This is a genomic window from Tychonema sp. LEGE 07196, from assembly GCF_963890365.1.
Taxonomy (GTDB): domain Bacteria; phylum Cyanobacteriota; class Cyanobacteriia; order Cyanobacteriales; family Microcoleaceae; genus Microcoleus.
Genome location: NZ_CAWPRX010000168.1, coordinates 187,972 through 201,866, shown reverse-complemented (window position 1 = coordinate 201,866; position 13,895 = coordinate 187,972). Strand labels below are relative to the sequence as shown.

Annotated in this window: 6 protein-coding genes; 4 read left to right on the top strand and 2 right to left on the bottom strand. The window is 48.2% G+C overall.

The annotated features are described in order from the left end of the window. Nucleotides 1-119: 119 nt before the first annotated feature. The gene (locus tag AACV78_RS20270; protein WP_255512932.1) at nt 120-245 is read left to right on the top strand and encodes a hypothetical protein; all 126 of its coding nucleotides are present in this window, start codon (nt 120-122) and stop codon (nt 243-245) included. Here the strand turns inward: AACV78_RS20270 and AACV78_RS20265 are convergent. After that, a complete protein-coding gene (locus AACV78_RS20265) occupies nt 228-8,780 on the bottom strand; it encodes a non-ribosomal peptide synthetase (protein WP_194009137.1) in 8,553 nt (2,850 codons plus the stop codon). The two genes, AACV78_RS20270 and AACV78_RS20265, sit on opposite strands and share 18 nt — an antisense overlap. A 134-nt stretch (nt 8,781-8,914) precedes the next feature. On the opposite strand from AACV78_RS20265, the gene AACV78_RS20260 reads away from it, so the two are divergent. Then, nucleotides 8,915-9,061: a hypothetical protein gene (locus AACV78_RS20260; protein WP_228041981.1), complete on the top strand. Its 147-nt coding sequence runs from the start codon at nt 8,915-8,917 to the stop codon at nt 9,059-9,061. A gap of 368 nt (nt 9,062-9,429) precedes the next feature. On the opposite strand, the gene AACV78_RS20255 is transcribed toward AACV78_RS20260, so the two are convergent. Continuing rightward, the gene (locus AACV78_RS20255; RefSeq protein WP_255512933.1) at nt 9,430-9,552 is read right to left on the bottom strand and encodes a hypothetical protein; all 123 of its coding nucleotides are present in this window, start codon (nt 9,550-9,552) and stop codon (nt 9,430-9,432) included. Between the two features lie 179 nt (nt 9,553-9,731). Here AACV78_RS20255 and AACV78_RS20250 point away from each other — a divergent pair, with 179 nt between their 5' ends. Both AACV78_RS20250 and AACV78_RS20245 read left to right on the top strand, forming a co-directional pair. Next, nucleotides 9,732-12,569 carry a TonB-dependent receptor domain-containing protein gene (locus AACV78_RS20250; RefSeq protein ID WP_194009138.1) on the top strand — a complete coding sequence of 946 codons (2,838 nt, stop codon included), beginning with the start codon at nt 9,732-9,734 and terminating at the stop codon, nt 12,567-12,569. Beyond that, entirely contained in the window at nt 12,544-13,836 is a 1,293-nt protein-coding gene (locus AACV78_RS20245; RefSeq protein ID WP_339383736.1) for a PepSY-associated TM helix domain-containing protein, read from the top strand. The genes AACV78_RS20250 and AACV78_RS20245 overlap by 26 nt, the downstream gene beginning before the upstream one ends. Nucleotides 13,837-13,895 lie beyond the last annotated feature (59 nt).

Genomic DNA, 13,895 nt, shown 5'->3' with positions numbered 1-13,895 from the left:
TTTTAGATTTTGGATTGACCCCACGGATCGAGTCTCTTTCTTGAGGATTTTAGATTTGAGATTTTGGATTGATTCCACGGATAAATCAGGGGGCTTGTACCATCAAGAAATTCTCGGTCATGGGATTGGTAACTGATAATTGGGAATTGGCAATTGGGAATAGAGGATTGCAGCCGATAATTGGGGATTACTTATGGGCGATCGGCCGATCGCCCGCGACTCATCACTTATTGCAAAGAGGATAGCGACCTCCGGTATGCCGATCGCGAAACAGGCGCGATCGCGGGTTCTTCAACGGCCGCATTTTTGTTTTTGGCTTCAGAAATATTTTCGGCAAGTACGGCGAGCGATCGTCCTGCAAAAATTTCGCACAAAGGCAATTCAATCTGACAATATTCTCGAATTTTTGCTGCTAATTGAATTGCCAGCAGCGAATTTCCTCCTAGTTCAAAAAAGTTATCGGTAATACTTAACTGCTCAATGCCGAGAACCTCACAGCAAATTCTCGCTAATATTTCCTCAATAGGAGTGCGAGGCGCGACAAAATTCTTGGCTTCTGGAATTGCAGCATCCGGTTCGGGCAGAGCCTTACGGTTAACTTTGCCGTTCGCCGAAAGTGGCAGCGCGTCCAGAATTATCAATGTAGACGGCACCATATAATCGGGCAGTTTTTCACTCAGAAATTGGCGCAATTCTTCAACCGCCGGGGCAGCGTTTTGTTGGGGAACAATATACCCTACTAAGCGTTTTTGACTGTGATTTTCTCCGAAGGCGGTGACAATGGATGTTTTGACTGCTGGGTGCTCGTTCAAAGCAGCTTCAATTTCTCCGGCTTCGATGCGGAATCCTCGAATTTTCAGGCGGAAATCTTCTCGTCCTAAAAATTCGATATTGCCGTCAGGGAGGAAGCGCCCTAAATCTCCCGTTCGGTACAAGCGATCGCCCGTGACGGGGTGCGTGAGGCAACTGGCGCGAGTTTTTTCTTCATTCCGCCAATATCCTTTTGTCAGTCCAACTCCCGCACAGCACATCTCGCCGGCAACCCAGACGGGACAGTCTTCGAGCCTTTCATTCAAAATGTAATAGCGGGTGTTCGCGATCGGCGATCCGTAGGGAATGCTTTTCCAAGAAGAATCAACAGTTTCTACCGGATACCAGATGTTCCAGAGAGTGGTTTCAGTTGGGCCGCCAACACTGACAACGCGACATTCACGGACGATCGCCCTTAACCTCTCAGGGAGCGTTATCGGTATCCAATCTCCGCCGAGAAACGCCCAGCGCAAACACTCCGGCAACACTTCAGAACGTCCTGCAGCGTAATCGAGCAGCATTTCCATCATCGGGGGAACCGAGTTCCAAATGGTGACGCGCTCTTTTACCATCAATTGCGCCCAGTGAGCGGGGTCTAGCCGTTGTGCGGCATCGGGAATGACGATCGCACCCCCGGCTGCTAGGATGCCGAAAATATCGTAAACCGACATATCGTGGTGCAGTGCGGTGACTGCGATCGCGCGATCGCACTCGACCACATTAAATACTTGGTTCGTTTGAGCGATCGCATTGACTACACCTCGGTGGGCGATCGCCACGCCTTTCGGCAAGCCAGTTGAGCCGGAAGTATAAATCACATAAGCTAAATCTTCCGCCTCCTGCACTGATTCCAAAGCTTCGCCGCTTTCTGTTGCTAATTCCTCAGTATCGAGACAAATTCGCCGCACATTTTTCGGCCATTTCAAGCGTTGATTTAACTGAGATTGTGTCAAAACAATCTCAACTTCACCATTGTCCAGCACATACCAAAGCCGCTCTTTTGGCAGCGCCGCATCTACGGGTAAATAAGCAGCTCCAGAGGCTAGAATTCCCAAGACAGCGACGACTTGCTCCCATCCTTTCTCCATGACGACGGCAACCAATTGGTTGGGGCGAACTCCGAGATTTCGCAAGCGATGAGCGACTTGATTCGATCGCCGATAGAGTTCCTCGTAAGTGAGGGTACGATCGCGCGTAATGACAGCGGGTTCGTGCGATCGCGACGCAACTTTCTCAGCAAACAATTCGTGCAGCAATCCATCGGGAATGGGTGCATCAATACCGTTAGTAAAAGCTTGCTGAAACTGCACCGTTTTCTGCCAAGTTTCCTCTTCATTAGCGAGGCGTTGCAATAGGCGACAGTAGGCATCAAACATCTCATCGATCAGTCCTGGCGGGAAGAGTTCTTCCACCGCATCCCAGCTAAAAGACAGCCCCTGGGCAGTTTCGGTAAATTGCGCGTCGATCCAAACTTGCGGAGTTTGACCGATAATGTGCACCAGTTCTCCCAATTCTTGAATGAGAGAAAAGATAGAAGTATCTTCCCCTGGCGCGTTTTGCGGATCGATCGTAAACACGACCGGCATCAACGCTGCCGTTGTACCTTGCGCTTGAGCGAGTTCTCGCAAAACGCGCACACCGCTGACATATTGGTGCTCTAAATCTTGCCAAAGTTGTTCTTGCAGTCGCTTGGCTCGTACTTCAAAACTTTCTTGCTTGGAGTTATCTATTTCTAGCAGAGTAAATGAGGCAAATTCTCCAATAATTTCCTCAACTTGAGAATGCAGAGGAAGGCGATTAAAGCGCGGCACGTTGAGGGTAAACCGAGGTGTTTTGCTCCACAGGGAAAGCACCTCTGCATAGGCGGCGAGCAATAAACCCGTAGGAGTGAGGCTGGCGCGAGCTATGCGCGTTTTGAGTCGCTGCCAAGTTGAGAAATCTAAGCGATCGCTCCAGCGTTTAAATCGCGGCTGTGTTAAGGAATTCGGCTGTTTGGCGAGGGGCAATTCCGGCGCTGGTGGCAGGGTTTTGAGACGAGTTCGCCAGTAATCTAAGGATTGCTGGTAAAGTGGGGATTTTTCTAAGGCGATCGCGGTTAACACGCAGTCGCGGAAAGAAAGTTGCAAGGGCGCGATCGCAGTGTGGGGATTGCGGTAAAACTTGACCAAATCGCCAAACAAAATTTGAAAACTCCAGCCGTCTATGCACAAGGCGTCAATGCTGATGTGGAGGCGGATGCGGCGTTTATTAATTTTGGAAGCACAAATCTCGAACAGCGGCCAGCGATCGAGCGGTAGCACTTGGTGGGAAAGCCGATCGCGGATTGCTTCGAGTTGTTCGCCGGCAACTTTTGAATCGATCGATCGCAAATCCAAAACCTCAATTTTATAAGCGGGTACCTTTTCCAGAATTTGCTGCTGTCCATTCGGAAGGACGATCGCCCGCAGCATATCGTGACGCTCTACAACTCGCTCCCACGCGAGGCTAAACCGCTCTAAATCTAACTCGTCGCTCTCAATTTCTACATAACCGTGAATCGCAACATTGCCCATTTCAAAGAAGCTATTTCTCCCGATCCAGTACGCCTGCTGCATTTCGTTGAGCGGAAAGGGTTGGTAGCGATTTTGAGCATCGGGGGCGATCGCGGGCAGTGAAATCAGGGGTTCGGGCGACTGCTGGCTCTTAGCTTGGGCGATCGCAACTGCCAAACTGGCGACAGTGGGGGATTGAAACAAGCAGCGCAGCGATAGCTCGACTTGAAAGCGATCGCGCACCTTGGCAATTAGTTGAGTTGCTAGCAAAGAGTGACCTCCCAACTCAAAGAAATTGTCATTGATTCCCACCTGTTTTAAACCCAGAACCTCCGCCCAAATCTCCGCTAATACTTGTTCTTCTAAAGTCTGAGGAGCGATAAAATCCGCATCTGAACTGTTCGTTTCCGGTGCGGGAAGTGCCTTAAAATCTACCTTACCGTTTGGTGTCAGTGGCATCGCTTCTAAAAACATGAAACTGGCAGGAACCATATAATCTGGCAGTTTTTTCTGGAGAAAAGAGCGCAGATTTTTAATCCGTGCAGAGTTGTCAATGCTGACTGCTGAGTTTAAAACGAGGTAGGCGATTAAGCGCTTTCCGGCTGAATCTTCGTCACGCGCCAAAATGACGGCTTCTTGCACGTCTGGATGTTGGCTGAGCGTGGATTCAATTTCTCCCAACTCTATGCGAAAACCGCGAATTTTTACTTGGCGATCGGTGCGATCGAGAAATACTAAATTCCCATCGGGGAGATACCGGACTAAATCGCCTGTTTTGTAAAGGCGAGAGTGCTTCGCACACGCTTCGCGAACGCCTTGCACTTTGCTAAAAGGATCGGGAATAAATTTTTCTCGATTCAACTCTGAACGGTTGATATATCCTCTCGCAACCCCTGCACCTCCGATATAAAGTTCGCCGGGAACTCCGATCGGAACAGGTTGCAAATTAGCATCGAGTACATAGGTGCGGGCATTTGGAATTGGACGGCCAATCGGCAGAGATTTTGCAGTAGAAATATTTGCCGATAACTGGCACCACGTCGCGGAAATCGTTGTTTCTGTGGGGCCATAAGCATTAACAAGCCGCACTTTTTCTGATACGCACTTTTGCCACCGATCTAGCGACGCTGGAAGCGCTGCTTCTCCACCAATAATTGTCAAGCGCACTGACGGGGGAAATTCTTGGGTTTTGGTACTGAGCATGGCTGTGAATTCGTGCCAGTAAGCTGTCGGCAAATTCAGGACAGTGATTTCCCACTCCCGGCACTTTTGTAGGAAGGAAGAAATACTGTCTGACATGGAATTTTCGCGCAGTACCAGAGTTGCGCCTCGCGTTAAACAGGGATAAATTTCTTCAGCACTGACATCGAAGCTGAGAGAAGCAAATTGAAGAATGCGATCGTTCGCTTCAATGGCATATTCGACACTTGCAGCCTGCGTATAATTCGCCAAAGAGTGATGCTGCACCATAACCCCTTTTGGCTTGCCAGTAGACCCGGATGTATAGATAATATAAGCGAGGTTTTCTGGCCCAACGGCGCTATCAGGATTTGACTGATGTTGTGGAGAAATTTTCTCCCATTCTGCATCCAAGCAAATCACAGTAATCTTCTGCGCTGGTAAGTTTGCTGCTAATTGTGTTTGCGTTAGCAGTACCTGAACTCCAGCGTCTTCTAACATGAAATTAAGACGTTCTTTGGAATAATTCGGATCGAGAGCTAAATAAGCGCCACCTGCTTTTAATACGCCTAAAATTGCGACAATCGCATCGAGCGATCGCTCAATATAAACGCCGACTATGGCATCTGGTTTTACGCCGAAAGAGAGCAAGTAATGGGCAAGTTGATTCGCGCGATTATTGAGTTCTCTGTATGTGAAACTTTGACATTCAAATTGCACCGCAACAGCATCAGGGTTTTTTGCAGCCTGCACTTCAAACAAACGGTGAACGCACCCATTTTGGGAGTAATTTATCCCAGTATTATTCCACTCAAATAGAAGTTGCAGGCGTTCTGCTTCTGCAAGCATGGGCAAATCTGACAGTCGTGCGGAAGAATTGGCAACGATACTTTCTAATAAGTTCTGAAAGTGTCCTGCCATTCGCGCAATAGTGGTCGGTGAAAATAAGTCTACGCTGTATTCAAACCACCCTCTAATACCTGTTGCTGTCGCTTCTAATTCCAGCGTTAAATCGAAATTTGCTGTGCCGCTGTGAATCTGTTGGCAGTTCAGGCTTAAACCCGGCAATTCTAAGGCGAATTCAGAGGCATTTTGAAAGGCAAACATCACCTGGAATAAAGGCGAGTGACTTAAATCTCGATTCGGCTGCAATTCTTCTACCAACTTCTCAAACGGTACATCTTGATGCGCGTAAGCGCCTAATGCAACCTCTCGCACTCGACTCAGCAACTCTCGAAAAGTGGGATTTCCATTTAAGTCAGTCCGCAGGACTAAAGTATTGACAAAAAATCCAATCAATGATTCGATTTCGCTGCTATTGCGGCTGGCAATTGGTGAACCAACAAGGATATCTTCTTGCCCCGTGTAGCGGTAAAGCAGTGTTTTGAATGCTGCCAGCAATGTCATAAATACAGTAGTTTTTTCGCGGCGACTCAATTGCCTAATTGCCTCGGTTAAGTGTTCTGGCAATTCAAATAATTGCCGACCTCCCTTGTAACTTTGAACAGCGGGACGAGAAAAGTCTGTTGGTAAATTTAGAACTGCTGTGCTGCCACTTAACTGCTGCTTCCAGTAAGTAAGTTGAGTTTCTAATATTTCTCCCTGCATTTGTTGGCGCTGCCAAGTTGCAAAGTCTGCATACTGAATTGGCAGCGGTGGAATCGCGGCTAAATTCTTATTAGATAATCCTTCATAAAATGCAGCTATTTCCCGTAAAAATACGCCTAAAGACCACCCATCAAAAATGATATGGTGGGCGGACAAGAGCAGGGTATGTTCTATTTCAGATAGGCGCAGAAGCTTGGCGCGGAGCAGATTTGGCTGAGTCAAATCAAAGGGCGATTGTGCTTCTTGCGCCGACAGTTCTTGCGCTGCTATTTCGCCTTTCTCCGGGGAGCGATCGCTCAAATCTATCAGCGGTAATGGGAAACTTTTGGCATCAAAAATAACTTGTACTTGTACTTGTGCTTTTTCTCCACCAGCAAAAGCAGTCCTTAAAATCTCGTGTCGCTCGATAATTTTCTCAATACTTTGTCTGAGCGTTTCTGCATTGAGTTGTCCTGTAATCCGAACTGCACCGCAGAGGTTATAGAAGGGGTTTCCCGGTTCCAATTGGTCGAAGAACCACAAGCGCTCTTGGGCAAAAGACAGGGGAAGATGGTGTGAGCGAGAAACTGCCTGAATAGACTCAATTGTCGGCGCTTCTGCCAATTTTTCTAAAATTTTGGCTGTTAGTTGAGCAAGGCTTAATTTCTCGAATAAGTCTTCTATTGATAAAGCAATTTTGAGATCCGTTTCGAGCTGATTTTTTAATTCAAATACCGCCAATGAATCGAAACCCAAGTTACTAAAATCCTGTGCCGATGGGATTTGGAAAACGCTGACTTTCAGCACCCTCGCTACCTGCTGTCGCAAATAGGTTTCTAACTGTGCCTGCCGTTCTTCTAACTCGGCTGTCAGCAGATTTTCTCGCGTCAGGCGATTCTCTATTTCAACAAAATCAGATATCTCTAAAATGCTACTGGCGACAACTTCCAATTTGTCAGCTAGAAAGTCTGCACAGGCGGCGCGACGTTGAATTTTACCGCTGGTAGTTTTGGGAATGCTTCCGGGCTTAATCAGCACTACTCCATAGGCTTGTATTTCATATTCGATCGCAATGCGGGATCGGATGGCGCTGATAATTTCCTCGCTATTGGTCGGTGTTTTGCGAGATTCTATTTCTTGGACAATAACGAGTTGTTCAATGCCGGCAATTTTTACGGAAAATGCTGCGATCGCCCCTAGCCGCAAACTGGGATGGCTCCGTTCTGCTGTTCTTTCTATATCTTGGGGATAAAGATTGCGACCTCGGATGATAATCAAATCTTTGAGTCGCCCTGTAATAAACAGTTCTCCGTCGCGCAAAAAGCCTAAATCTCCGGTTCGCAAAAATGGCCCTTCGCGGGTATCTGAAAGATATGCTTGAAAGGTTTTTTCTGTGTCTTCTGGGCGATTCCAATAGCCTCGCGCAACTGTGAGGCCAGCTACCCAAATTTCTCCGACTTCCTGCGGCTGGCATTGTGTCAGAGATTCGGGATTGACGATCGCAACTTTAGTGCCAAATTCAGGGAAACCGCAGCCGACTAAAGTTCTCGCGCCCCCCTCGCCTGTTGATGCTTCTACAATGTGATTATTTTCCAGCGCCCCAGCATCAACAGCTAAGAAAGTCGGTGTTGTCCCGCTGCGAACCGTGGCAATTTTTAGCGTGGTTTCTGCCATTCCGTAAGCAGGACAAAACGCATCGGCGTGAAAACCGCAGGGTTCAAAAGCTTTGGTAAATCGCTCTAGGGTTTCTTTGTGGATGGGTTCTGCGCCGTTATAGGCGACGCGCCAACTGCTCAAATCGAGCGTTTTTTGGCGATCCAAGATTTTGCTGATTTTGCTAGCGCACAAGTCGTAAGCAAAATTTGGCCCGCCGCTGTGGGTAGCTTTGTAGTGTGAAATCGCTTCCAACCAGCACATCGGGTTCTGAATAAACGCGGCTGGCGGCATGAAGTAAGAGGGAATTCCCAGATACAAAGGTTTGAGCAATCCGTCAATTAACCCCATGTCGTGAAAGGGGGGAAGCCACGTTACCGCAACGCTTTCGGCATCGTGGTCAAAACCTCGGTGAATGTATTCGATGTTATACAAAACGTTGGCGTGGCTCACCATTACACCTTTGGGGGTGGAGGTTGAGCCGGAAGTGTACTGAAGATAAGCCACTTCGTCGGGATGGATGGGTGGCTGCTGCCATTTTTCGCCGTCACCGCAAAGCACCTCTGCACTCAGCCAGTGCATCGCTTTTAGTTCCGGGGCTTGCTCGCACAGTTGCTCTAAATTTTCCAGGTGTCGTGTGGGAGCGATCGCAACTGTTGCTCCTGCGTCTTTGGCGATCGCACTAATTTTCCCTAAATTCCGCTTCAGCTTCGGCGGATAAAGGGGAACGGCGATCACTTTGGCGTACAAACATCCAAAAAAGGCGGCGAGATAGTCCAATCCTGGTGAGAAAAGCAGTAAGGCTCGTTCGCCAGTCAGCCCCAATGTCTGAAGTCGCACGGCGTGCGATCGGGCGATCGCATCTAACTGTCGATAAGTCAAACTGGCGGTTTCAGTTTTTCCGTCTAACAGAAATGTATATTTCTGCTCTGGTTGGTGTAGCGCTCTGTTTTGTAGGAGTTCCACCAAATTGGTACAACTTTCGGTGAGTTGGTTTCCCTTAATGCTTGCGTCACTCATCGATTCTTTTCACCTAATAAATCTTGTTTGCAGTACGCCAACCAGTTCCGCCAAATTCTTGCCACATAGACTTTCTGTGAACAGTTGTCAGGCGTTACGAGTCTCCCATCAGCGCGTTTTAGTCTTCAATTCGGGTGATTAACGCTTGTTTTCACGTTTTGTGGTCGATCGCCCTGTTCGGCAAGGACAAGCGAATTTCAAAGGTGGTACCCGCCACGCGATCGATCCACCGAATCAATCGGGAGCATCTGGAATCTCAAATCCTCAAGCCCCCGAATTGATTCGTGGGGTCAATCGAAAGCATCTCAAATCTAAAATCTCAAATCGAATGATTTTGGGGCAATTTTCAGTCCGAGCCAGCTTCGACATCAGCTTCAGGGACTTTACGACTATCGACTTTAAAGATAGTAGACTAGATGATATCTATTGTCAAGAGTAGTGGAGGTATTTTATTGACTCCTGTCATTTCCTATATGAGAATTTTTTCTAGCTCTTGCCCTAGCATTTTAGGCGGCCGTTTGTCAATACCCTACCGCTAACCATAATAGGCAAGTAGTCCCCAACTAGATAGAAGGGTCGCACACCAATCTAAAATGCAATTAATTTGCATTAACTAGCTCTTGACAGATGCAAGGACTCTGTTATCTAATTAAGGCACTTTCTCATTAACTGTCCAGCGACTACTGCCTTTAACCGAGGAACGCGCCCACTGTGGCAACTCGCCCAAAGGCTCCACCGGACTGAGGCTTTTGTCCTCACGCACCTCCTGCATTCCCAGACAAATCCCGTAGCGACGGGAGAATCGGCTCGAAATGCGCCCGACAACTGGGCAGGATCTTCGGCAAGTCAGTTTCAATAGCCAGAGAAAAGCAGCCACGCTGCCACAAATCAGGTTGTGCAAGCAACGCCAACCACATATCCGAAGTTCCCTTAATTGTTGATTCAAGAGTAATGAACAGATCGCAGAAATTATTAAGCAGCCTCGGGCTGGCAGGAGTCGTGCCAGCGTTAATCGCTCAGTCGGCGTGTGCTTCCACCATCGCGCAGGTAACGGCAGTTCGCCTCAACCCCACGTCAGAAGGCATCGAAATCATCCTAGACACTGAAGATGGAAGACCCCTGCAAGTCTTCAGCACCAGCTTTGGCAAAACTTTACAAGCTGATGTCATCACCGCTCAACTGCGACTACCGGGGGGAAATGAGTTTCGTCAAGACAAACCGGCTGCGGGAATTGCTTCTGTCACCGTTACTCCTTTAGATAACAACAGCATCCGCATCAAAGTGATTGGCGAGAGGGGTCAACCAGTAGCACGGGTGATTCCTAACACTGCGGGTCTGATTCTGGGCTTAAAACCCAGCTCGGAGATGACTGCTCGCCCGCCTGCACCCGCTCCTACAACACAGCGGCCGGGGACACCCGCAGCACCCTTACCACCGACAGGGCAGCCGGTAGAGATACCCGCAGAACCTTTACCGCCGACAGCGCAGCCGCCAGGAACGCCCACAGAACCCTTACCGCCGACAGCGCAGCCACCAGGAACGCCCACAGAACCCTTACCGCCGACAGCGCAGCCACCAGGAACGCCCACAGAATCCTTACCGCCGACAGCGCAGCCACTAGGAACGCCCACAGAACCCTTACCGCCGACAGCGCAGCCACCAGGAACGCCAACACAGCCACCCGCTATAACGCCACAGGTGGGGAGAGACTCGATTGAAATCGTCGTTAGTGCAACGCGAACCGCAGAAAGAGTGACAAACGTGCCGCGCTCTATAACAGTGGTAGACTCAGAAGAACTTCAGCAGCAGGTAGGGCAATCGAGAAATATCGGGGAAGCTCTGGCAAATCAGGTTCCCGGTTTCGCGCCTCCGACTCAACAAACTAGCACTTACGGACAAACTTTGCGGGGGCGCGACGTTTCCGTTCTGATTGACGGCGTGCCGCAAACAACTAATCTTCAATCTTTTGGTAGAGAATTTAGAAACATCGATCCCAGTGCGATCGAACGCATTGAAGTAGTGCGGGGGTCTACCGCAATCTACGGTGCTCAGGCTACGGGTGGCGTGATTAATATTATTACTCGCCGGCCAACTGAGGAAAGGCTAACTGCTGTTACTGAAGTTGGCGTCGGTAGCGCTTTAACAAATACAGAAGATGCTCTAAGCTTTAACGCTCAGCAGACGATTTCTGGCCGCAGTGGCAATTTCGATTTCACCGGCACTGTCTCACTCGCCAGAAGTGGAGCTTTTTACGATGCCAAAGGCGATCGTATTCCCTTTTTTGAACTCGGCGGAGATAGCAGCACCCTCTTCAACGTGATGGGCAAAGTCGGGGTAGATTTGGACACCCAACAGCGGCTGCAACTAACTGTCAATCACTATCGGGAAACCCAAGATCCCAATGTAATCCAAGATTCTAGCGTTGACGATCGGGAAGGACGGCAAAAAGCCCGCGCCATCCGCACCGGAAATTTGGATATCGACGGGGAAACACCGGGAAATAAAAGTACACAGCTTAACCTAAGTTACACCAACCAAAACCTTTTTGGCAGCAGCCTTCAAAGTCAAATCTACTATCGAACTAATTCCAATGTAGGTGTTCCCTCTGATTTCCGCACGTCCGATTTCTTTGGGCCATTTCTCGGCGTTACTCGATCGCGAGGCGAGAACGAACAGATAGGAGGTAGATTGGCGATCGTCACTCCTTTATCCCGTGCCGAAAATCTGCGATTAACTTGGGGTTCTGACTATGTTACTGAAGATAGCAGACAGCGTTTCGACCTGTACGACCCGGAGAGATTTGACACAAGTGGCGGCCGGGTTTACCGGAAAATCTCCGAGCGTCCTTTCGTTCCTCCTTACACTTACAACAGCCTTGGCCTTTTCGGTCAAGTGGAATGGAATATTGACGATATCGTCATTCTAAGTGGCGGGATACGTCACGAACGCATCGGGTTAGAAGTCAATGATTATACGACTTTTAACGATCGCCAGATCCAAGGAGGCGATCGCAAATTTAACGCCACCCTATTTAATACAGGAGCTGTCTATAAACTAAATAACAACTTCAGCGTATTTGGCAACTTTTCTCAAGGTTTCTCAGTTCCCGATTTCGGCCGCATCCTCCGCCAACCCCCCGACGATTTTGTCGGAATTGAATCTTCGTTAGAAGTAACTCAACCGCAAAAAGTCAACAACTACGAAATTGGCATTCGAGGAGGGTGGCAATCCGTGCAAATGTCGCTTGCCGCTTTTTACAATACCTCCGATCTAGGAGTAAATTTTCAACCAGTTGGCAACACAGGTCGCCTGGAACTAATCCGCGCCCCAGAACGTATTTACGGCTTAGAAGGAACTGTGGATTGGCAACCTGCACCAGCATGGTCGCTCGGCGGGACTGCTACTTATATTCAAGGCGAATATGAGGACGACAATGGCCGTTCTCTCGCCCTCGATAGCAGCCGAATTCCACCGCTCAAGCTAACAGCTTATCTCGAAAACGAAACTTTGCCGGGATGGAACAATCGGTTACAGTTATTATATTCTGGAAATCGCGATCTAGCATTCAAAGACGGCTCGGATGGCGGCCCGATTAGCAGCTATCTCACGTTAGATTACATCAGCTCGGTGAAAATTGGATTGGGGCAACTGCAAGTCAAAGTCGAGAATTTATTGAATAATCAATATTTTCCCGTACTGTCGCAATACTCCGCTGGATTTGGCTCGGACAGTTCTAATTATGCAGCCAGAGGTTTAACTCTCAGTGTTAATTACCGCCTTAACTGGTAATTACAGCAGATTGCAGGTTTATGAGGTAGATTCAATATCCCAAGACAGGGAATTCATTCTCTGTCTGACTATCGGTTTCACCTTAATTAAAACAGTTAACGGCTTCGAGGAAAAATTCGAGATGAAGTTCCGCAAACTCGCATTTAAACTGCACTTGTATTTGGGGTTGGTGGTAGGAATATTTTTAGCAGTAATTGCTTTAACGGGTAGCTTGCTGGTTTTCAGTCCCGAAATCGAGCGGTTATTCAATCCCCAACTCCTGCAAGTAATTCCTCAAGCCGAACGGATACCGCTGGAAAATGTCCTGCAAATTGTCGAAAAAGCTTATCCGCAAAATCAGGCTCTTAGTATCTTGCTGCCGCGATCGGCTAAGGAAGTTTGCCAAGTTTCGATGCTTTCAAATAGTGAGGAAGTAGTTAACGTTTATGTCAATCCTTACAGCGGAGAAATTACGGGTACGCACTTTGAAAAAGAAACTTTTACAGGTTTTATTTTTACGTTACACGCGGAATTAGCCGGAGGAGAATTCGGTCATTTCGTTGTGGGTATTTGCGGCTTAGTAATGCTAGGAATAACTTTTACTGGCTTGGCATTGTGGACTGGTTGGCGTAATTTGGGTCGCGGATTTTCGATTAATTGGAAAACTCACTGGCAGCGGACTGTCTTTGATTTACATAACGTTTCGGGGATTGTATCGGTTGCTTTTCTCATCCTCATTTCTGCTACAGGGACAGGGATAATTTTTTACGTGCCGGTTGAATCTACCCTGTATTGGCTAACCAATGAAAAGCCCCAGCCAGCATTGACTTCTTATCCCAAATCTAGCAGTTCTAGGCAAAAACTTGATGAAATATTACAGCAAGTGAGTATTGTTTGGCCGGAAGCTAAAACCACTTTTATTTCTTTGCCTTTGACACCTGAAGCAACTTTTAAAGTCAGGAAAAAATTTCCTAATGACCCGCACCCAAACGGAATTAGCACGATTTCTATCGACCAATACAGTGGCGAAATATTGCAGGCTGACAGTGTAAATTCGGCTTCTGTCGCCAATCGAATTCTCAACTCGCTTTATCCGCTACATATTGGCAGCTATGGCGGAATTTACTTGCGGCTGGTAAATGCGATCGCAGGATTAGCACCCATCGTACTGTTTGTGACGGGCGCAATGATGTGGCGGCAGCGGCATTTGGCAAAATTTTACCGCAAGGAGGCGAGGCAGCAATATGAAGAATTATCTCCACTTAGTCAACAATGGCCTTGGTTTTAACGAGGGCGATGTGCTGTTTGATGCGGGTATCATATCATTTCCGGTAACACCGGAATGAT

Bases quoted from the DNA above. Each gene is read 5' to 3' on its own strand.
- AACV78_RS20270 (WP_255512932.1), top strand. From the start codon at position 120: ATGGGATTGGTAACTGATAATTGGGAATTGGCAATTGGGAATAGAGGA.
- AACV78_RS20265 (WP_194009137.1), bottom strand. From the start codon at position 8,780: ATGAGTGACGCAAGCATTAAGGGAAACCAACTCACCGAAAGTTGTACC.
- AACV78_RS20255 (WP_255512933.1), bottom strand. From the start codon at position 9,552: ATGCAGGAGGTGCGTGAGGACAAAAGCCTCAGTCCGGTGGAGCCTTTG.
- AACV78_RS20250 (WP_194009138.1), top strand. From the start codon at position 9,732: ATGAACAGATCGCAGAAATTATTAAGCAGCCTCGGGCTGGCAGGAGTC.